We start from the raw sequence: 18,198 nt of genomic DNA on the forward strand, positions 1-18,198 counted from the left end.
GCATTCAGCAGCTGATCAGTGCTGAAATCACCGATGAGGGGCACGCCTGCGGGCCATGCACCGCCGTGCTGAAACATTCTCAGGGCCTTTAGGCGGCTCAGATGTCAACGAAATTCTCAAGGTCGCCGACCTCAGCATGAACACGCGAACCCGAGATGTGATGCGGGGAGATCGTGCGATCCGACTGTCTGTGAAGGAATACGACCTGCTGAATTTCCTGATGCGGGGTGCTGGCCGCGTGCTTGAACGCCAGGAAATCATGCACGGTGTTTGGGGAGAAAATTTTTATGGGGACGACAATCTTCTCGACGTTTACATCCGCTACCTGCGTCAAAAAGTCGAACTGGACGACGCGCCAACCCTCATCCACACCGTGCGCGGTGTCGGATTCATCCTCAGGGAACAGACGAACTGACGTCTCTGTTTCGCTCGGCGTCGCTCTGGGCTAGGGCTGATCCCGTTCAAGGCTGCGCAACACCTGGCCGAACAGGAGCGAAACAGGATCGTTGTTGGCACGCATCACGGCGGAAAGATCCAGATCCCCTGGATCAACGGCCTGCCAACCGGCCCGCGAGGGTGTGCGCAACTCGAAATGCAGGTGCGGCCCTGTGCTGAGACCTGTGCTGCCGACGCGGCCAATCACCTCTCCCTGGCGCACCGGTTGACCGGGTCGCACGTAGATCTCCGAGAGATGGCCATAGAGCGTGCGGCGCAATGGCTCGGCGTGTTCCAGTTCGATGGCGACGCCATACCCACCGGCAAGACCACTGCTTAAGACCTGCCCCGAAAGAGCAGCCACCACCGGTGTGCCCTCCGGTGCCGCAAAGTCCCGCCCGGCATGCATCAGCCAGCTCCCCAGGATCGGATGCAGACGCCAACCAAACCCGCTGCTTTTCAAAGCATCTCCAGCCACCGGGAACAGCAGTTGACTGTCGCCATTGCCAGGAGTTGGCAGCGGACGGGGCGTGACCGCAAAGACGGATTCCAGCCGAAAGGTGCCGCCATCGCGGGCGAAAAGCGCTGACACGGGAACACGCAATGGTTGGCGGGAGGGGATCAAGCGAACCCGTGCTGAGGCCGGTGCCCCCGGCGGACGCCTGGCCACCCCGGAAGCACAGTCCTGCCGGGACAGAGCACCGGTGCGACAGGCCTCCTTAAAACGGCTGCGTTCGATGGGAACCGCCGCGCCACCGCCCCGGAGCAGCTTGCGCTCCTGGGACGTGATCACCCGTTGGCGAACCAAACCATCGAGCGACTGATCCAAACCCTGCGTAACCGCGGCTGGAACCAACATCCAGATCAGCGCGAACCAAGCCAGCAACGGACAAGACGGCTGTGCTCAGGAATCCTATGGATGGGACACCAACTCAGGGCCAGCGGCGCCAGGTTTCAGTCCTTGAACCCTGACGCAACCGCAGCCCTCCATCGCGTTCAAGGCCAGCAATCCGCCAGATCTGACCGTCTTGAGGATGGACGAGCTGATCGGACCAGAGCCTGGCCTCAACGCCATCGAGGCACCAGGCCCCATCGCCTCCTTCGTCGTGACAATGATCGAAGGCCAGCAAAACCTCCGCCGTCCATCGGATCGGATCCGCAGCCTGCTGCCCTTCAAGCCTTCTCAGGGCAATGGCATGGCCAGGAACTGCATTCCGCACATTTAGGCCCAGGCCGATGCGTAGCAAACGCAGCTGGGAGCCCCGCTGCACCACCCCTGGCAGAAGGCCCGCCAATTTGCGGCCGTTCACGAACAGGTCGTTGGGCCATTTGATCTGAACCGAAAGGCCCTGCTGCTCAAGCCGGTGCACCACCGAAAGGGCCAGCGCCAAGCCAAGCAAGCCGGCCTGACCGGCCCCTTGGCTCCGCCAAGGCAAAGCAGCACTGATCCAGACACCACCTGGCGGAGAAACCCAGGCGCGCCCCCATTGGCCAACTCCCCGGCGCTGGTGGGTGGCAATGACGGCGCGAGGTCCCATCAATGAAGGCTGATCGCGCAACCAGGCCCCCAGCAGCTCATCCGTGCTGCTGCACACAGGCACATGACGGATGGACCAGTGGCGTGCCGAGGCACCAGCGAGGCGGCGATACGTCGCCATCAACCGGCCACCACCGAAGTGTGGGAATCGATGTTGCTGCATGCGTTGATCAGTCATCCATCGCATCCGCGAGACGCGATGCAGCGTCCACCAACTCATTCACTGGCCGCACAAGCGCCATGCGCAGCCACTGGCGACCGCCGACACCAAACCCAGACCCAGGGGTCAAGGCGACACCACTGCGCTGAAGCAGTTCCCTCGCGGCATCTTCATCACTCCAGCCCCGACGATGGGCCGCATCAGGCAAGGGGAACCAGAGGTACATCGCCATCTCTGGACATGGAACCGACCAACCGCGTGCCCTGAGGGTCTCGACCACACGATCCCGTCGTTCGCGATAGGTCGGATGCAGTTGCCGCGGCCAATCGGGGAAGCGTTGCAAGGCCTGAATCGCACCCTGCTGCAGAGCCAGGCTTTGGTTGAAATCGATGACGGCCTTGGCGCGACGCAGGGCGGCAATCAGCGGTGCAGCCCCAACTGCAAAACCAAGTCGGAATCCCCCAAGGCACCAGCCCTTGGAAAGGGAGAAGAATTCAATGCCGCACTCCCGCCAGTTTGAAGCCTGCAACAGCGAGGGAGGCTCTCCATCCAGGGCGAGATCCACATAGGGATTGTCGTGAGCGATCACCACGTCATGCCGAGCTGCGATCGCCGTGATGCGATTGAGATCCTCCTGATCCCCCACCCGGGCTGAAGGGTTGTGGGGGTACCCCAAAACGAACAACTTCAGTTGATCCCAGAGCTGGGGGCTGATGGTCATCAGGTCCGGCCGCCAGTCGTTTTCAGGGGAAAGGGAAAGGACCGTGGTCCGGGCTCCCGCCAGGTGCAATCCACCGGTATGGGACGGATAACAGGGGTCCAGATGCAGGGCAGGGTCACCCGGATCCAGCACCGCCAGCGGCAAATGGGCGGTTCCTTCCTGGGATCCCACCAACAACTGGACCTCATGATCAGGATCCACGGCAACGTCGAAGCGATGCCGACACCAGTCCGCGACGGCGGCATGAAAAGGCCTCAGGCCGGCTTGAAGGCAATAGGAGCTGCTGCTGGACTCCATGACCGCTGAGGCCATGGAGTCCAACAACGCCGTGGGAGGCCGGAGATCAGAGGATCCGATGGAGAGATCCACCAGATCCGGACGGAGCGAAGAAGACGCCTCGAGCCGATAAGCCTGTTTGGCGGCATCAACACGGGCAAAAACAGCGCTGCCCAGTGAGGCAAGCCGCTTAGAGGTTGGCATCCAGGAAGGACTGCAGCTGCGGTTTGGCGATGGCACCTTCATGCCGCGCCACCACTTCACCGTTGCGGAAGAGGATCAGTGTGGGGATGCCCTGAACCTGGTAAGCGTCACGGGTCTGAGGATTGGAATCCACCTCGAGCTTGCCGACGCTGACGCGATCGCCGTAGTCGCTCGCCACCCAATCCATCAACGGAGCGATCAGTCGGCAAGGGCCGCACCAGGCAGCCCAGAAATCCACGAGGACCGTGCCGGAAGCCTTGAGAACTTCACGTTCAAAACCAGCGTCGGTGAAATCGGCAACAGCTCCAGCCAAGGCACTCAAATGACTGAACTGATCCTATGGAAAGCCGGACGACTTTCCTGGGTTGATCAGAGCTTGTCGATGGATCGTTTCAAGTCTTCGAGTTCAGCATCCACCTCTTCCACCTGCACGGGCTTCACGGCCTCGGAGGTCTCAGACGCGGGAAGAGCAACGGCTTCCGGGCCTCCCTTCAGCTGAGCGCGCAACGCCTCGAGATCATCATCAACACCGCCACCGCTTTCCAAAGCCGCGAACTGACTCTCCAGATCAGATCCAGCCAGCTCAGCCGCAGCCTGGCCGGTGGCCTCCAGGGCCTCCACCTTTTCCTCCATCCGCTCGAAGGCCGCCATGGAGGAATCAGTGCCGATGCTGCCGACGGCACTTTGCAACTGCTGCTGGGCCTTGGCCGCCTGGGCCCTGGCCTTGAGCATGTCCTTCTTGGTCTTGGCCTCAGCGATCTTTCCTTCGAGGGCAACCAGACTCTTCTTGAGCGATTCCACCTGGCCGTCTTGGGCCTGCACCTGGGCCGTCAGCGAGGTTGCCGTCTCCTGGAACGTCTTGCGGCGGGTCAATGCTTCCCGAGCCAGGGATTCCTCACCCTTCTTCAACGCCAGCTCAGCACGCTCGTACCAGGTCTTGGATTGAGCTGCAGCCTGCTCAGCCTGGCTGGTCAGTCGCTTCTGACTCGCGATCGCCAGGGCGACGGCCTGACGCAACTTGACCAGATCCGCCTGCATGTCAGCGACGGATTGATCGAGGATCTTGGCCGGGTCCTCCATGCTGCTGACGGCAGCGTTGGCGTTGGCACGAACCAGCCTGCTCAGCCGATCAAAGAAACCCATGGCTTGGCCTCAGACGCGCTGAGATTAGCGAGGTTCCTGCAGCAGTTCTGCCTAGGATCAACCCATGGCGGTTGCACCTGAATCCCAACGGCGTCGCCTTCCGGGCCTGGAGCTGCTGCAGTCAGCTGCGCCAGCTCCGGCAGAACCCTTGAAAACCTGTCTTGGCGCACTTCAGAGGGAGTGGCGCAAGGACGACCATCTGGCAGCGCTTTGGCAGGACTGGCCGAGAGTTGCGGGAGCGCAACTGGCACCGCACTGCCGCCCCCTATCGCTGCAACGCGGGGTGCTGACCGTGGGAGCCAGCCATCCCCAATGGCGCCAGGCTCTCCTCTACAACAAGCCTCAACTGATCAGCGCCCTGCACCAAGCCGGCCACGCGGTGCGTGATCTGCGCATTCAGCAACACCACTCCCTCCAATCCCCAGTGCTGGAGAGCGAAGCCAGCATTTGGGCTCAGCATCCGAGCCGCGCCGACGTCCATGGGATGGGAACGTGCCCGGACTGCGGCAGACCAGCACCCAAGGGGGAAATGAAGCTCTGGAAGCACTGCGGTTTTTGCCACCGCCAGACGTTGTCACCGTCCTAGGCATCGTCAGCTCAGTACCGCTCAGGACGCGGCTCACGCCAGTCGGCCTCAACGCCTTTGGCTTGCAAGGTTTGAGCCCGTTGCTCAAGGCGGCTGCGGTCGAGACGCCACACGTCGTAAATCCCGATTTGGCCGAGCAGCTCGGGCTGGAGGTCGATCCAATGGTCACGTTCTGCCGTGCCGCGATCGATCAACACCAGCACCGTGCTGGATGCACCCGGGCGACCAAGGGGGTATCCCGTCCAGCCCCGCCGCTGTTCATGGGCCAGCCGATCCGCAATGTTGACCAACGCCCCATCGGATTGGCCTTCGTACAGGATCACTTGACCCGTGTAGAAGTGCAGCGAAGGTTTCATGGCGCCAACCATGACCATGGGTTCTCCTCTGCGCTGTTGCGACAGCATCAGTGAGGCCGCGTCACGGACCGGTTGCTGACGCAGACGATCGGCGAGTTGGGCAATGGGAATCAGAGCCGTGAGGTGAAATCCGAGCAGACAGGCCTGCATGACCAGCAGTGCCTGAGCAGCGGCGCGACGCTGCAGCAGCAGCAAAGCTCCAAGCGTGGCGGCTGCACTGAACCAGACTGCAGCCCACTTCAACAAACCGCTGGCGAGCAAATCCACCAACAGCGTCGGCATCTCCGGATCCTCGATCAAGGGAACCCAGAGCGATCCCAGCCAGAACCCAGCAGCCAGGACGGCGATCAAGGCCAGGCAAGTTGCCCATGCCATCCGTTGCCAGCGCGAAGAGCCCACCGTGGCCTGGGCCACCAACAGGGCCGCCGCGGGGGTGGCGGGCAACCAATAACTGGGGAGCTTGGTGGCTGCGGTGGTGAATAGCAACAGCACCGCCAACAGCCAGCACGCTGCGAATTGATGCAACGAATGCTCCGGAGCGATCCGAAATCGGGGCACCCGCGCCAGTCCCAACAGCAGGTAGGGCGTGAAGGGCAGGGCAGCCACGAGCATCACCGGGCCGAAAAACCACCAGGGCTGCAGGTGATTATTCACCACGGAGGTGAAGCGTTGAAGGTTGTGGTAGCCGAAAAAGCTGTCCCAGAAGGGCTGTCCTTCCACCAGCAACTCCAGGGCGTACCAGGGAAGGCTGATCAGAGCGGTGAGCAGCAACCCGGGCAGCGGGCGCAGCCGCCGCCAGGGTTGAACGAGATCCCGTCGCAACGCTCCGAACATCAGCAGAACGAGCCCTGAAAGCACCACAGCAACAGGCCCCTTGGCCAGCACTGCGAATCCGAGGATCACCCAGGCTGGCCACCAGGCCACCTCTTGGGGGGCGGCAAAACGCCTCCACTGCAGCAACAGGCTGAGACCCAGCAGGCCACACAGCAGGGCATCACTCACCGCGGTGCGGCTCCAGACGAGCACCAGCGGCGAGAAGGCAAAAGCCAGCGGTGCGATCAGTGCCGTCAAACGCGGACGGGCATCGCCGGGGAACGGCCAGCGCAGCACCGTATCGGCGAGGCCAAGCATCAGCCCGACCGTGGCCAAGGCGGAAGGAAGCCGTGCCGACCAACTGCCGAGAGGATCCCAAACCTCGCGTCCGGGCAAGGCGTAACCGAACCCCATCAGCCAGTACACCAGGGGGGGTTTGTCGTAACGGGGCAAGCCGTTCACCCGAGGCGTCAGCCAGTCGCCGGTGTCAGCCATGGCCCGTCCGGCTGCGGCAAATAACGGCGGAGTTTCATCCACCACGCCGGTGGATCCCAACCGCCAAAAGGTGATAACGAGTCCCAGGGTCAGCACAAGTGCCAGAACCTGGCGTCGCTGGCGTCCTGAAACATTGACCGACAAGGGACCCTCAGCTCCTGCGGTTGATGCTGACATCCGCCGTCAGTCCTGTTCGAACCCACGATTCAACAAGCTGACTGAAGACCTCACAGGAGGCGTGCTCTTCAGCCCAGCTGCGGCAGAGGGAGCGCTCAATGCTGTCGACGCGCCGAAGCGCCTCCGTGAGGGCAGCAACATCGTCGGGCGGCACCAACCAGCCAGTGCGACCGGAACAGATCAGCTCCCCCGGTCCACCACGGTCATAGGCGACGACCGGAACACCACAGGCCAGGGCTTCAACCACAACATTGCCGTAGGCCTCATTCCATTTCGGTGTGTTGATCAGAGCGCGGCAGTGGCCCATCTCCTGCTGCAGCTCCCGGGTCGATCGAAATCCACGCCAGTCGATCGTGCCCTTGGGAACACTCGACTCCACCTGCCGCGCATAGGCGTCGTCTTCACGCAGCCCCCAAACCAGAAGCTGTTCACCCAGGGCAGCAGCGGCAGCAGCAGCATCCTCCAGCCCCTTTTCCGGTGCGATGCGGCCCGCCCAACCCAGAGGGCCATTGGTCTGCCCTTGAAAGGTGTAGTTGCTGAGATCAAATCCGTTGCCCACAACACTGGGCGGAGAAGGCAGCCGGAAATCAGCGGCCTGGCGGTGGGTGTGAAAAGCAAGGCGACGGGAATCCCAGGCGGCGACGGCTTCGATCACATCGCGCATCACCGCAGCCACATCCCCCATGCTCACGAGATGAAAGAGCCTTGCGCTGACCCGTTGCGTCAGCCACAACGGCAGCCAGTCGTAGCCACCGTTGATCACGGCGTCGGCGGACTGACCCACATCGAGCGCGGCCTCCCAGAGAGCCGGCAGAAGCCCATTACGGGGAATTTCGACCGGCGCATGCTCGGCGGCGTGCTGCCAGCTGGGCTGGTTCACACCCTCCACCTCCAGCAACTCAACTCCGCTGCAGTCGGCGGGGAGTGTGGAGCCCTTGGCGGCCACAACCGTGAGCCTGTGGCCACGCCGCACCAACCCCTGCACCAAGGATCGGAGGGTGAGCTCCACACCTCCACCCTCGCCACTGCCGAGGGCCCCGATGGGTGTGTTGACGATGACGAGGTGAAGCGGCGATTCCGTCATGAGGAGGGGTCCGCAAGCGGCAGCGGCTCCCAGAACCGGCGACGTTGACTCACAAAGATCACCGAAACGAGCACCATCACAACACCGATCCACTGGAGCAGATCAAGGCGCTCTCCCAGCAACCAACCGCCGGTGGCCAAGGCAAACACAGGGGTGAGAAATCCAAGGCTGCTGAAACTGGTGAGATCGCGCTGATTGGCGAACCAGAAGAACAATCCGTAGGCCAGAGCGCTTCCGAGCAGACTTGCGTACCCCATGCGCGCCCAGTCCGTTGCCGTCCAGGCCAAGCCGGCATCCGTGCGATGCAGGGCATGAACCCCGAGCAAGGGAAGTCCCCCCAGCACCATGTGCCAGGCCGTAACGCTGACCGGATCACTGTGGCGTGAGGAAAAGCGAATCAACACCGTCCCAGCTGCCATGGCGACGGCCGCCAGCAACATCCAGCCCTCACCGGGCTGAAACAACTGCTGCACCACCGGCGGGTCAGCCAGCAACCACCAATGTCCCAACAGCTCAGCCGGTAGGCCGATGCAGACGATTCCAGCCAAACCGATGGCCAGCCCCATCCAGCCGATGGGATTGATCGACTCCATGAACAACGCGCGTGCCATCAGGGCCACCAACAGAGGTTGGCAATCAATCAGGACGGAACCGAGACCCGCGCCTGTGCCCTCCAACCCCCGCGCCAACAGGCCTTGAAACAAGGTGGCATCCACCAGGGTGAACAGGAGGAACCAAGGCCGATCACGGGAATCGATCGCCAGGCCTCGGCCGGTGCACTGCCCCCAGAGCAGAAGAGCCAAACCGGCGGGCACAAGGCGCAAGCCAGCTACCAGCCAAGGCCCTGCACTGGCGAGCAATGGCGCCATGGCGGTCATCGCCGTTCCCCAGAGCGCGAAGGGCAACACCATCAGAAACCAGAGTCGCAACGACGGCATGGATGGGCGCTTGGGTGCTCTTTTTAAGATCTGGAGCGATGCAGATGCGCAACATGATCTGGCCCTGGCGGCGAAAATCCCGACGACGGATGGCGCGCATCGTTGTTGATGGCCCCATCACCGGTGCCACGCGGAAGCGGGTGCTCAAAGCGCTGCGGGAGGTGAAGCAAAGGGAATTTCCAGCACTGCTGCTGCGCATTGACAGCCCCGGCGGCACGGTTGGAGACAGCCAGGAAATTCATGCAGCCCTGCTGCGGCTCCGGGAACAGGGCTGTCGCGTGGTGGCCAGCTTCGGCAACATCTCCGCCTCCGGCGGCGTCTACATCGGTGTGGCTGCGGAGAAAATCGTCGCCAATCCCGGCACGATCACCGGTTCCATCGGGGTGATCCTGCGGGGCAACGACCTTTCGCGGGTGTTCGAAAAGATCGGGATTCGCTTCGACACGGTGAAGAGCGGCCCGTTCAAGGACATCCTTTCCCCGGATCGTCCGCTGAGCGATGCCGAACGTGCCTTGCTTCAGGAGCTGATCGACAGCAGCTATGGCCAGTTCGTTGGTGTTGTGGCGCAGGGACGAAACCTTGAGCTGGAAACGGTGAAGCGCTTCGCCGATGGACGGGTGTTCAGCGGAGAACAGGCACAGGCGCTGGGCTTGGTGGATGAACTCGGCGACGAAGACCATGCCCGTCGACTCGCGGCGCAACTGGCCGATCTCGACGCGGACGACATTCGCCCCGTCACCCTGGGCAAGCAACGCCGCAAGCTCAGTGGCTTACTGCCTGGGTCCCAGCTCCTGCATCAACTGCAGCAGCGACTCTCGATTGAATTGATGGGCAGCGGTCAAGTGCTTTGGCTGTACCGCCCATGACCAGCTCACCCCTTGTTCTGAGAGGCCTGCGCGGGGCCACCACCTGCACAGAGAACAGCACGGAAGCCATCCATGCGGCGGTCAGCGCCCTGATGAACGACCTTGTCGATCGCAATGATCTGACCCCCGATCAGCTGGTGTCGGTGACCTTCTCGGTCACCGCCGATCTCGACGCATGTTTCCCAGCGGCCATTGCCCGGCGGCGGCCCGGCTGGGACACGGTGGCTTTACTGGATTGCCAGCAAATGGCTGTTCAAGGCGACCTCCCACGCTGCATCCGTGTTCTGGCCCACGCCTGGATCCCACAGGACCAGCAACCCGTGCATCCTTATCAGGGCGACGCGCAGCGGCTCCGTCCAGACAGATCTGGTCACAACTGACAGATCAACCTCCGACCCCTGAGATCACCGCCCACTGGTTGGACTCAGGAAAATCCCATCATCAAGATTCTTCCCATGGCCCGTTCCACCCTCAGACGCTTGCTTGCTGGAGCTGGCACCGCTGCAGCTCTGTTGATGGGCTCAGCACTCACCGGAACTCCCGAGCAGATCGCCCATGCCCAGGGCACACCGGGGCTGATGGAATTCCGCTGGGACAACGACCGCGATTACCGGAAGCTGTACTACTACCAAACCTCCAGCATCGAAAACGACCGCTCGGAGTGGTTTCTCACCCTGCGCGAAAAGGACCGCAAGACCGCGATTCTCAAACTCACCGTCACCGTTCCGGACTACTTCGACTCCAAGCTCAAGCCCCACCGCATGCGCATTTGCCGCACCAGCGTTGGCAGCATGATGAGCCGCAGCAAGTGTCTCGAAGAGATCCCGGCGGTGATCGAGGTCAACAAAGACCAAACAGAAATCGTGGTCTTCCCCGACACGCCGCTGCCTTCAGACGGGGACTACTCGCTTCACATCAAGCTGTTCAACCCCCAGGGGAAGCGCATGTATCAGTTCAACGCTCTGGTGCAGGCCCCCGGCGATGTGCCGATGTCCGGCTACCGCGGCAGCTGGCTGATCGATGTGGACTGACTGATAAAATCCCAGATTCAGATCGGCCGGTAGCCAGGAGACGTCCATGACCAAGCGCACCCTCGGGGGAACAAACCGCAAGAGGAAGCGCGTCTCGGGTTTCCGTGTACGGATGCGCTCCCACACCGGCCGTCGTGTGATCCGCACGCGCCGCAAGCGCGGCCGCGCCCGCCTCGCCGCTTGATGGTGTGGGGTGAATTCAGAGGATTCACCCCAGCCTTGGCATCCCCAAACAGGATTGGTTGATGGTCCTTCCCGCCTCCATGCGATTGCGCGGGCATCGATGCTTCAACCGTTTGCACCGGTCCTCCAAGCGCCAACACGGAACCTTGATGGTTCTGCGAGTCGCTGCAGGTGATTCCAACTTGCTTCGCCGGGAGTTGCGGGGCATCCAGGAAAGAACCTGCCGCTGCGCCTTGGTGATCAGCAACAAAGTGAGCAAGCGTTCCGTCAAGCGGAACCGGCTCAGGCGGCTTCTGCATGACCACCTGCGTCGACGTTTTGAACAACGAAACGATCTGGCGGGCCGGTGGTTGCTGATCAGCCTTCGCCCGGAAGCCGCGGAAGCCGAACCCACACAGTTGCTCGAAGAATGCGACAGTCTTCTGAGAAGCGCCGGACTGGATCCATGACCAGCATTCAGGAAGATGTCCACTACGACGGTGGACCAGCCCGCGGGGATCTGATCTTCAACATCCTGCTTGGCTTCACGCTGATCGGTCTTCCCTTCACCATCGGAGCCGTTGTTCGGGCCCTTTGGTTGCGCTTCCGCATCACCAGTCGCCGCATCTCGGTGACGGGGGGCTGGATGGGCAAAGACAAAACCCAGGTTGTGTATTCACAGATCAGCGAAGTGCGCACCGTGCCCCGGGGCTTCGGTGCCTGGGGAGACATGGTGTTGGTGCTCAAGGACGGCGCCAGGCTCGAACTGCGCTCGATGCCCCGATTCCGGGAAGTTGAGGCCTACATCCTCGAACGCATCAGCAGCCGTGCGGCCAAGGCCCAAGAGAAAACCACTGAAGGTTTCGCCGCCTGAGTGCAGCTGTTCATGCACACTGGCCTCACAACGTCCCGCCCCCCCGTTTCTTCAACGTGATCGGATACATCTCCGACAACCTGCTGATTCCAATCCTGGACTTCTTCTACGGGTTGGTTCCGAGCTATGGCCTGGCCATCGTCGCCCTCACCCTCGTGATCCGGATCGCGCTCTACCCCCTGAGCGCAGGATCGATTCGCAGCGCTCGGCGCATGCGCATCGCCCAACCGGTGATTCAGAAACGTCAGGCTGAGATCAAAAGCCGGTATGCCAACAATCCTCAGAAACAGCAGGAGGAGCTGGGCAATGTGATGAAGGAATTCGGCAGCCCCCTGGCGGGATGCCTGCCGCTGCTGGTGCAGATGCCGATCCTGTTTGCACTGTTTGCAACCCTGCGGGGGTCACCGTTCGCCGATGTCCCTTACACCTTGAACATGAAGGTGTTGCCGGCCGACCAGATCGCTGCCGTTGAACCCAAACCCTTCAACAGCGCCAGCCATTCCATCTTCATCGGTGAAACCGACCACGTGCCGGTGATCGCCAGCCTGCCGCGGGGCACCAAGATCGGCGTTGGCGACAGCGCCACCGTGAACCTTCATACGAAGGACGGTCGCGCCTTCAGCGACGTGCTCACGGATGTTGAGAACCCTGGACGCTTCTCCCCCACATGGGCAGTGACCAAAGGTGATGACATCGTCAGCGTCAGCGAGGACGGCACGATCACTGCACTCGCCTCCGGTGACGCCACCGTTGAAGCGAAGATTCCGGGCCTGGCAGCCCGCAGCGGCTTCCTGTTCATCAAAGCCCTGGGCCAGGTCGGCTTCTATGCCGACGGTGCCATCAACTGGGACATCGCCATTCTCGTTGCCGGCTTCGGCATCACCCTGTTCATCTCCCAACTGCTGTCGGGCATGGGCATGCCTGCCAACCCTCAGCAGGCCACGGCCAACAAAATCACTCCGGTGATGATCACGGGGATGTTCTTGTTCTTCCCACTCCCCGCCGGCGTTCTGCTCTACATGCTGATCGCCAACATCTTCCAAGGCCTGCAGACCTTCATCCTCACCAAAGAGGCACTGCCCGACAACCTGCAGAAAATTCTGGATCAGCAAATGGCCCAGAAAACAGTGACGGTCTCTGCCACCTCAGGCGGCTCACGCCTGCCCTTTGAACCGAAGGGCAAGTGATCGAGGCACTGGAGCCTGTTCCCCTTCAGGAGCTCCGGGCCCTCGGCACCGCGAAAGTCTGGGAGGTTGAGGGTGAGCTCGATGAGCTCCCCTCACTCACACCAGTGCGAGGCCATGTTTCCGCAGAGCACCGCGGCAACGTCTTGGCGGTTGAGGGGAGACTCAACACGATCGTCACGCTCTGCTGCGATCGCTGCCTGAATCAGTTCAATCAGAAGCTCAGCTGCAAGCCTTCCGAGCTGATCTGGCTGGGAGACGAGCAACCGACGGCCGACGAGCTGGAGTTTTCCGGAGAGGTGGCCGAGATGGAAGGGCTGGTGGATGTTCTCGATCCACGCGGTCAATTTGACCCCCAGCAATGGGCCTTCGAACAGCTCAACCTGCTGTTGCCGGTCGTTAACCACTGCGGTGACCACTGCCCAGGCCCACCCGGCCTCCAGCAGCAGCCCGTGATCCCAGACACCAAGACAAAGGCTGTGGATCCCCGCTGGCAGGCCCTGCAGCAGCTTCAGCAGCAGATCGATCAGCCATGAGCAGTGCCACCTGGGGACATCAGATCGACCTTCTGGTGCGGGCGCGCACACCACTGATCTGGGTGCGGAGCAATGAGGAAGCCCGGGTGGAGAGCCTGCTGGGAGAGGCTGCTCAGCGGCTTGCACGCCAGCTGGTCTGCTGGAATTTCATTGATGGCATCAGCGGGCCGGTGAATGCCGATGGCCAGGGGAGCCGTCAACCGATGGCCATGCTGCAGTGGCTTCAGCAACGGGATGCGGGCAGCCCAACCCTTCTGCTCGCCAAGGATTTTCATCGTTTCTGCGATGACCCGGGCGTTGCCCGGATGCTGCGCAATCTCGAAGCATCCCTGCGCAGCACCCCGCACACCCTGGTGTTGTGCTGCGGGCAATGGACACCCCCCGGCGATCTGGAAGAAAGCCTCACGCTTCTCGATCTCCCCCTTCCCGACAGCGACGACCTGCGTCGGCTGATCAGCAGCATCGGCACCAGCAGCGGCAGCCCACTGCCAGCTCCTGTCCTGGATGAATTGGCTCAGGCCTGCAGCGGGCTCAGCGAGATGCGTGTTCGCCAGGTGGCCGCCCGGGCCCTGGCCCGCCGCGGCCAGTTGGGATCTGAGGATCTGCAGGACGTTCTGGACGAAAAACGCCAGACGATTGCCCGCAGTGAGGTGCTGGAGTTCTGTCGCAGCGATGCGGGCACCGAAGCCATCGGAGGCCTCGATGGTCTCAAGACCTGGCTGAACCAACGGCACCGGGCCTTCTCGGAAGATGCACGGCGTTTCGGACTGCCTCTGCCCCGTGGCGTCCTGCTCGTGGGTCCTCAAGGCACCGGCAAATCCCTCACGGCCAAGGCCATTGCCTGCAGTTGGTCGATGCCCCTGTTGCGGCTGGATGTGGGGCGGCTTTTCGCGGGTCTGGTGGGGGCCAGCGAGGCACGCACCCGCGAGATGATCCAACGGGCTGAAGCCATGGCACCCTGCGTGCTCTGGATCGATGAGATCGACAAGGGCTTTGGCGGGGATGGCCGCAGTGACGGCGGCACAACCCAGCGGGTTCTGGCCAACGTGCTCACCTGGATGGCGGAGAAACAGTCACCGGTGTTCGTGGTGGCCACCGCCAACGGCGTTGAGAAGCTGCCACCGGAGCTGCTGCGCAAGGGACGTTTCGATGAGATCTTCATGCTCGATCTGCCCAGCAGCGCTGAGCGCCGCAGCATTCTTGAGCTGCATCTGGAACGGAGACGACCGGGGCTGAAGCTTCCCCTGGAGACGGTGGTAAGCCGCAGTGAGGGCTTCTCAGGTGCCGAGCTGGAGCAGACCGTGATCGAAGCGATGCACCTGGCCTTTGCCGACAACCGTGAGTTGACGGAGCCTGATCTGATTGGAGCGGCCTCCCAGCTCATCCCCCTCTCCCGCACCGCCAGCGAACAACTCGAGCGGCTGAAACAGTGGGCTGACGGCGGCCGTGCCCGCCCCGCCTCTGTTGCTGCAGGTAACGAAGCCTGACGCGGCGTAACGAACACCCGCCTTGAGTGAGGCGCTGGCCGGCGCGCTCCCTACGGTCCCAACAACAGCAGGACCAACGTGGAGAGCCGCAACGACATCGCCACTCAGCTCTGCGTGGCCTGCCTTGGTGCCGGTGTGATCACGACCATGGCCGTCGCCCAGGGGCAAAGCCCCCTCACCGCCCTTGGCATCACCCTGTTCTCGGGCATCGCGGCGGTGATGGTCGGCCAGGTGCTCTGAAACGGACTGCCATAGGCTGCCGGCGCTGACGCCCCTGAAACCGTGCTCGATCAGCGCCTTGTGCGTGACAACCCCGAAACGATCGCCCAGCAACTGGGGCGTCGAGGTAAGGCTGTTGATCTCACCAAACTGCAGTTGATTGCCCAGCAGCAGCGCGATCTGGAGCAACAACGCAGCAACCTGCAGGCGGAAGGAAACCGGATCGGCAAGGAAGTCGGCCAACGCATCAAGTCGGGCGCTGATCCCAAAGGCGACGAGGTCGCCGAACTCCGCCAACAGGGCAATGCCATCAAGCAGAAGGTGGCGGTGCTGGAGGAGGAAGAGAAGCAGCTCTCCAGTGAGCTCAAGCAGCAGCTGCTGGGGTTCCCCAACCTCCCCTCAGAGGCCTGCCCTGATGGACGCAGCGAAGACGACAACGTTGAAGTGCGCCGCTGGGGTACCCCCCGGGTTGATGACAGCCTCGACGAGCACTGGCAGATCGCTGAGCGGTTACAGCTGTTCGACACCGAACGCTCCGTCCGCATTGCGCAGAGCCGTTTTGTCACGCTGATGGGCCAGGGGGCACGCCTGGAGCGTGGCCTGATCAATTTCATGCTCGACCTCCACACGAGCAAGGGCTACCGCGAGGTGCTGCCCCCTGTGCTGGTGAACAGCGCCAGCCTCACCGGATCAGGACAACTGCCCAAGTTCGCTGAGGAAAGCTTCCGTTGCGCGGAGGACGACCTCTGGCTGACACCGACCGCTGAGGTGCCCGTGACCTCCCTGCACCGGGACGAAATCATCCCGGCAGATCAACTGCCCCTGCGCTACGCCGCCTACAGCCCCTGCTTCCGCCGTGAGGCCGGCAGCTACGGCCGCGACACCCGTGGCCTGATCCGCCTGCACCAATTCAACAAGGTGGAGCTGTACTGGTTTGTGCACCCCGATCACTCCGAAGAGGCGCACCAACAGATCACGGCCGATGCAGAGGCCGTGCTTCAGGCGCTGGAGCTGCCCTATCGGGTTTTGGACCTCTGCACCGCCGACCTCGGCTTTTCCGCCCGCCGGACCTACGACCTCGAGGTTTGGCTGCCGGGAGCAGGGGCTTACCGGGAAATCTCCAGTTGCAGCGTCTGTGGCGATTTCCAGGCGCGACGGTCCTCCATTCGCACCAAGGAGGGCAAGGCCACAAAGTTGGTTCACACCCTGAACGGCAGTGGCCTGGCCGTCGGCAGAACCATGGCGGCCCTGTTGGAGAACGGCCAACAGCCCGACGGCAGCGTCCTGCTGCCCAAAGCGCTGGTGCCCTACGTCGGCCGCGAGCGACTCCAGCCAGAATGATCCGACTGGACTCCTGACGGACATATGAACGTGTTGGCCGCCCTTCTGGTGCTGGCCCTGCTGATCGTGGTGCATGAGGCCGGCCATTTCCTCGCTGCCACGCTCCAGGGCATCCGCGTCAGCGGTTTTTCCATTGGCTTTGGCCCGGCCCTGATCAAGCGGCAACGGCGTGGGGTGACCTACGCCCTGCGGCTGCTGCCCCTGGGTGGTTTCGTCGCCTTCCCTGACGACGATGAGGAGAGCACGATCCCGGCTGATGATCCGGATCTGCTGCGCAACCGGCCCATCCCCCAGCAAGCCCTGGTGGTGGCTGCGGGGGTGTTGGCCAACCTGGCCTTGGCACTGGTGGTGCTGTTCGCTCAGGCAGCGTTTGTCGGCGTTCCCGCCGCGCCGGATCCGGGGGTTTTGGTGGTGCAGGTGCAACCGGGTGGCGCTGCCGCCCGCTCCGGGCTTCGTGCCGGTGACCAGATCCTCAGCCTGAATGCCCAACCCCTTGCTGCAGGACAACGGGGCGTTGAAGCGATGGTTCGGGATGTGAAAGCAGCACCCGAGCGAGCCATCCGTGTGGAGCGAAAGCGAGGAGACGAGACGTCCAGCCTTGAACTCATCCCTGACGATCAACAGGGCACAGGAAAAATCGGCGCCCAGCTGCAGGCCAACATCAGTGGGGAGATGCGCCCCGTGCGCAATCCCGGTGAACTGGTGCTCACCACCGGCTCGCAATTCAGCCAAATGCTGCAGCAAACCGTGCGTGGCTACGCCGGCCTCCTGACCAACTTCCGCGCCACGGCGGGGCAGGTGAGTGGCCCCGTCAAGATCGTTGAGATGGGGGCTCAGCTCAGCCAGCAGGGGGGATCCGGATTGGTGCTCTTCTCAGCCCTGATCTCCATCAATCTGGCGGTGCTCAATTCACTGCCGCTGCCGCTGCTCGATGGCTGGCAGATGATGATGCTGGCGATTCAATCCGTTCGGGGGCGTCCGGTGTCCGAACGGATCCAAATGGCCTTCGTGCAATCCGGTTTTCTTTTGTTGGTGGGGCTCACGCTTGTGCTGATCGTGCGTGACACCAGCCAGCTGCCGGTGGTCCAGCAATTGATGGGTCGGTAGGAGGGTGATGCGCCCATGTATCGTTGACGATTCGTTCACTCGCTGCCCTCAGCTGCATGGCCAAGAAGTCGATGATCGCTCGCGATGTGAAGCGCAAGAAAACAGTTGAGCGCTATGCGGCCAAGCGCGCAGCACTGATGGCAGCCTTCAACGCAGCCGAAGATCCGATGGATCGCCTGGAAATCCATCGCAAGATTCAGGCTCTGCCCCGCAACAGCGCACGCATCCGTGTGCGCAACCGCTGCTGGGCCACCGGCAAGCCCCGCGGCGTCTATCGCGATTTCGGTCTCTGCCGTAACCAGCTGCGTGAGCGCGCCCACAAAGGTGAACTGCCCGGCGTGGTCAAGTCCAGCTGGTGATCAGCTTGTCGCCACGGCGTCGTGAGGGGGAGGCTTGGCCTCCCCTTTCTTGTGAAGAGCAGCCATGAAATGTCAGACTTGGGATTGACAAAAGGACATAAGACGTC

Annotated in this window: 22 protein-coding genes and 1 pseudogene; 15 read left to right on the forward strand and 8 right to left on the reverse strand. The window is 62.5% G+C overall.

The genetic code is table 11. The annotated features are described in order from the left end of the window. Window positions 1-40 precede the first annotated feature (40 nt). Window positions 41-415: pseudogene (locus DXY04_RS06850) on the forward strand (winged helix-turn-helix domain-containing protein); the annotation flags it as partial. A gap of 30 nt (window positions 416-445) precedes the next feature. Here DXY04_RS06850 and DXY04_RS06855 read toward each other — a convergent pair. The 5 genes from DXY04_RS06855 to DXY04_RS06875 all read right to left on the reverse strand — a co-directional run bounded on the left by DXY04_RS06855 (window position 446) and on the right by DXY04_RS06875 (window position 4,476). Continuing rightward, a complete protein-coding gene (locus DXY04_RS06855; protein ID WP_115161543.1) occupies window positions 446-1,294 on the reverse strand; it encodes a M23 family metallopeptidase in 849 nt (282 codons plus the stop codon). Window positions 1,295-1,367: 73 nt separating this feature from the next. Beyond that, on the reverse strand, window positions 1,368-2,135 hold the full coding sequence (locus DXY04_RS06860; RefSeq protein ID WP_115161544.1) for a biotin--[acetyl-CoA-carboxylase] ligase: 768 nt from the start codon (window positions 2,133-2,135) through the stop codon (window positions 1,368-1,370). A 7-nt stretch (window positions 2,136-2,142) separates the two neighbouring features. Further along, window positions 2,143-3,333 (reverse strand): aminotransferase class I/II-fold pyridoxal phosphate-dependent enzyme, encoded by a 1,191-nt coding sequence (locus DXY04_RS06865; protein ID WP_115161517.1) that lies wholly within the window; start codon window positions 3,331-3,333, stop codon window positions 2,143-2,145. Further along, the gene (gene trxA, locus DXY04_RS06870) at window positions 3,320-3,646 is read right to left on the reverse strand and encodes a thioredoxin (RefSeq protein ID WP_170950537.1); all 327 of its coding nucleotides are present in this window, start codon (window positions 3,644-3,646) and stop codon (window positions 3,320-3,322) included. Before trxA ends, DXY04_RS06865 begins: the two co-directional genes overlap by 14 nt. 56 nt (window positions 3,647-3,702) lie before the next feature. After that, the gene (locus DXY04_RS06875) at window positions 3,703-4,476 is read right to left on the reverse strand and encodes a PspA/IM30 family protein (protein WP_115161518.1); all 774 of its coding nucleotides are present in this window, start codon (window positions 4,474-4,476) and stop codon (window positions 3,703-3,705) included. A gap of 64 nt (window positions 4,477-4,540) precedes the next feature. Here DXY04_RS06875 and DXY04_RS06880 point away from each other — a divergent pair, with 64 nt between their 5' ends. Next, the gene (locus DXY04_RS06880) at window positions 4,541-5,062 is read left to right on the forward strand and encodes a DUF721 domain-containing protein (RefSeq protein ID WP_115161519.1); all 522 of its coding nucleotides are present in this window, start codon (window positions 4,541-4,543) and stop codon (window positions 5,060-5,062) included. An 11-nt stretch (window positions 5,063-5,073) separates the two neighbouring features. On the opposite strand, the gene DXY04_RS06885 is transcribed toward DXY04_RS06880, so the two are convergent. The 3 genes from DXY04_RS06885 to DXY04_RS06895 are packed head-to-tail and all read right to left on the reverse strand — an operon-like array spanning window position 5,074 to window position 8,925. Further along, window positions 5,074-6,903 (reverse strand): glycosyltransferase family 39 protein, encoded by a 1,830-nt coding sequence (locus DXY04_RS06885; protein ID WP_115161520.1) that lies wholly within the window; start codon window positions 6,901-6,903, stop codon window positions 5,074-5,076. After that, entirely contained in the window at window positions 6,878-7,987 is a 1,110-nt protein-coding gene (locus tag DXY04_RS06890; RefSeq protein ID WP_115161521.1) for a glycosyltransferase, read from the reverse strand. Before DXY04_RS06890 ends, DXY04_RS06885 begins: the two co-directional genes overlap by 26 nt. Next, entirely contained in the window at window positions 7,984-8,925 is a 942-nt protein-coding gene (locus tag DXY04_RS06895; protein ID WP_115161522.1) for a DMT family transporter, read from the reverse strand. Before DXY04_RS06895 ends, DXY04_RS06890 begins: the two co-directional genes overlap by 4 nt. A gap of 53 nt (window positions 8,926-8,978) precedes the next feature. Here DXY04_RS06895 and sppA point away from each other — a divergent pair, with 53 nt between their 5' ends. The 13 genes from sppA (at window position 8,979) to rpsN (ending at window position 18,091) form a co-directional block, all read left to right on the forward strand. Next, window positions 8,979-9,791 (forward strand): signal peptide peptidase SppA, encoded by an 813-nt coding sequence (gene sppA, locus DXY04_RS06900; RefSeq protein ID WP_115010417.1) that lies wholly within the window; start codon window positions 8,979-8,981, stop codon window positions 9,789-9,791. Continuing rightward, window positions 9,788-10,171 carry a chorismate mutase gene (gene aroH, locus DXY04_RS06905; protein ID WP_115161523.1) on the forward strand — a complete coding sequence of 128 codons (384 nt, stop codon included), beginning with the start codon at window positions 9,788-9,790 and terminating at the stop codon, window positions 10,169-10,171. Before sppA ends, aroH begins: the two co-directional genes overlap by 4 nt. Window positions 10,172-10,246: 75 nt before the next feature. After that, window positions 10,247-10,822 (forward strand): DUF2808 domain-containing protein, encoded by a 576-nt coding sequence (locus DXY04_RS06910; protein ID WP_115161524.1) that lies wholly within the window; start codon window positions 10,247-10,249, stop codon window positions 10,820-10,822. 46 nt (window positions 10,823-10,868) lie between these two features. Then, window positions 10,869-11,006 (forward strand): 50S ribosomal protein L34, encoded by a 138-nt coding sequence (gene rpmH / locus DXY04_RS06915; protein WP_011363584.1) that lies wholly within the window; start codon window positions 10,869-10,871, stop codon window positions 11,004-11,006. Between the two features lie 61 nt (window positions 11,007-11,067). Then, window positions 11,068-11,454 carry a ribonuclease P protein component gene (locus DXY04_RS06920; protein WP_011363583.1) on the forward strand — a complete coding sequence of 129 codons (387 nt, stop codon included), beginning with the start codon at window positions 11,068-11,070 and terminating at the stop codon, window positions 11,452-11,454. Next, complete coding sequence (locus tag DXY04_RS06925; protein ID WP_114988225.1) at window positions 11,451-11,858, forward strand: PH domain-containing protein; 408 nt, start codon at window positions 11,451-11,453, stop codon at window positions 11,856-11,858. The genes DXY04_RS06920 and DXY04_RS06925 overlap by 4 nt, the downstream gene beginning before the upstream one ends. Window positions 11,859-11,914: 56 nt before the next feature. Next, a complete protein-coding gene (yidC, locus tag DXY04_RS06930; protein WP_114988224.1) occupies window positions 11,915-13,045 on the forward strand; it encodes a membrane protein insertase YidC in 1,131 nt (376 codons plus the stop codon). Beyond that, a complete protein-coding gene (locus DXY04_RS06935) occupies window positions 13,042-13,578 on the forward strand; it encodes a DUF177 domain-containing protein (protein WP_115161525.1) in 537 nt (178 codons plus the stop codon). The genes yidC and DXY04_RS06935 overlap by 4 nt, the downstream gene beginning before the upstream one ends. Continuing rightward, a complete protein-coding gene (locus DXY04_RS06940; protein WP_114988222.1) occupies window positions 13,575-15,065 on the forward strand; it encodes an AAA family ATPase in 1,491 nt (496 codons plus the stop codon). Before DXY04_RS06935 ends, DXY04_RS06940 begins: the two co-directional genes overlap by 4 nt. 78 nt (window positions 15,066-15,143) lie before the next feature. Further along, on the forward strand, window positions 15,144-15,305 hold the full coding sequence (locus DXY04_RS12095; RefSeq protein ID WP_006852120.1) for a hypothetical protein: 162 nt from the start codon (window positions 15,144-15,146) through the stop codon (window positions 15,303-15,305). Between the two features lie 42 nt (window positions 15,306-15,347). After that, window positions 15,348-16,625, forward strand: coding sequence for a serine--tRNA ligase (serS, locus tag DXY04_RS06945; protein WP_115161526.1), 1,278 nt, complete (start codon window positions 15,348-15,350; stop codon window positions 16,623-16,625). 24 nt (window positions 16,626-16,649) lie between these two features. Then, window positions 16,650-17,732, forward strand: coding sequence for an RIP metalloprotease RseP (gene rseP, locus DXY04_RS06950; RefSeq protein WP_114988220.1), 1,083 nt, complete (start codon window positions 16,650-16,652; stop codon window positions 17,730-17,732). 56 nt (window positions 17,733-17,788) lie between these two features. Next, the gene (rpsN, locus tag DXY04_RS06955; RefSeq protein WP_011363576.1) at window positions 17,789-18,091 is read left to right on the forward strand and encodes a 30S ribosomal protein S14; all 303 of its coding nucleotides are present in this window, start codon (window positions 17,789-17,791) and stop codon (window positions 18,089-18,091) included. Window positions 18,092-18,198: the final 107 nt, after the last annotated feature.

It is taken from the genome of Synechococcus sp. UW86, assembly GCF_900474085.1.
GTDB lineage: Bacteria > Cyanobacteriota > Cyanobacteriia > PCC-6307 > Cyanobiaceae > Parasynechococcus.

Excerpts from the sequence above, each read along its gene's own strand:
- DXY04_RS06940 (WP_114988222.1), top strand. The coding sequence starts at position 13,575 with ATGAGCAGTGCCACCTGGGGACATCAGATCGACCTTCTGGTGCGGGCG.
- rpsN (WP_011363576.1), top strand. The coding sequence starts at position 17,789 with ATGGCCAAGAAGTCGATGATCGCTCGCGATGTGAAGCGCAAGAAAACA.
- aroH (WP_115161523.1), top strand. The coding sequence starts at position 9,788 with ATGACCAGCTCACCCCTTGTTCTGAGAGGCCTGCGCGGGGCCACCACC.
- DXY04_RS06920 (WP_011363583.1), top strand. The coding sequence starts at position 11,068 with ATGGTCCTTCCCGCCTCCATGCGATTGCGCGGGCATCGATGCTTCAAC.
- DXY04_RS06865 (WP_115161517.1), bottom strand. The coding sequence starts at position 3,333 with ATGCCAACCTCTAAGCGGCTTGCCTCACTGGGCAGCGCTGTTTTTGCC.
- DXY04_RS06895 (WP_115161522.1), bottom strand. The coding sequence starts at position 8,925 with ATGCCGTCGTTGCGACTCTGGTTTCTGATGGTGTTGCCCTTCGCGCTC.
- DXY04_RS06885 (WP_115161520.1), bottom strand. The coding sequence starts at position 6,903 with ATGTCAGCATCAACCGCAGGAGCTGAGGGTCCCTTGTCGGTCAATGTT.
- sppA (WP_115010417.1), top strand. The coding sequence starts at position 8,979 with ATGATCTGGCCCTGGCGGCGAAAATCCCGACGACGGATGGCGCGCATC.
- DXY04_RS06860 (WP_115161544.1), bottom strand. The coding sequence starts at position 2,135 with ATGCAGCAACATCGATTCCCACACTTCGGTGGTGGCCGGTTGATGGCG.
- DXY04_RS06875 (WP_115161518.1), bottom strand. The coding sequence starts at position 4,476 with ATGGGTTTCTTTGATCGGCTGAGCAGGCTGGTTCGTGCCAACGCCAAC.
- DXY04_RS06855 (WP_115161543.1), bottom strand. The coding sequence starts at position 1,294 with ATGTTGGTTCCAGCCGCGGTTACGCAGGGTTTGGATCAGTCGCTCGAT.
- rseP (WP_114988220.1), top strand. The coding sequence starts at position 16,650 with ATGAACGTGTTGGCCGCCCTTCTGGTGCTGGCCCTGCTGATCGTGGTG.
- DXY04_RS06890 (WP_115161521.1), bottom strand. The coding sequence starts at position 7,987 with ATGACGGAATCGCCGCTTCACCTCGTCATCGTCAACACACCCATCGGG.
- DXY04_RS06910 (WP_115161524.1), top strand. The coding sequence starts at position 10,247 with ATGGCCCGTTCCACCCTCAGACGCTTGCTTGCTGGAGCTGGCACCGCT.
- DXY04_RS06880 (WP_115161519.1), top strand. The coding sequence starts at position 4,541 with ATGGCGGTTGCACCTGAATCCCAACGGCGTCGCCTTCCGGGCCTGGAG.
- DXY04_RS06925 (WP_114988225.1), top strand. The coding sequence starts at position 11,451 with ATGACCAGCATTCAGGAAGATGTCCACTACGACGGTGGACCAGCCCGC.
- rpmH (WP_011363584.1), top strand. The coding sequence starts at position 10,869 with ATGACCAAGCGCACCCTCGGGGGAACAAACCGCAAGAGGAAGCGCGTC.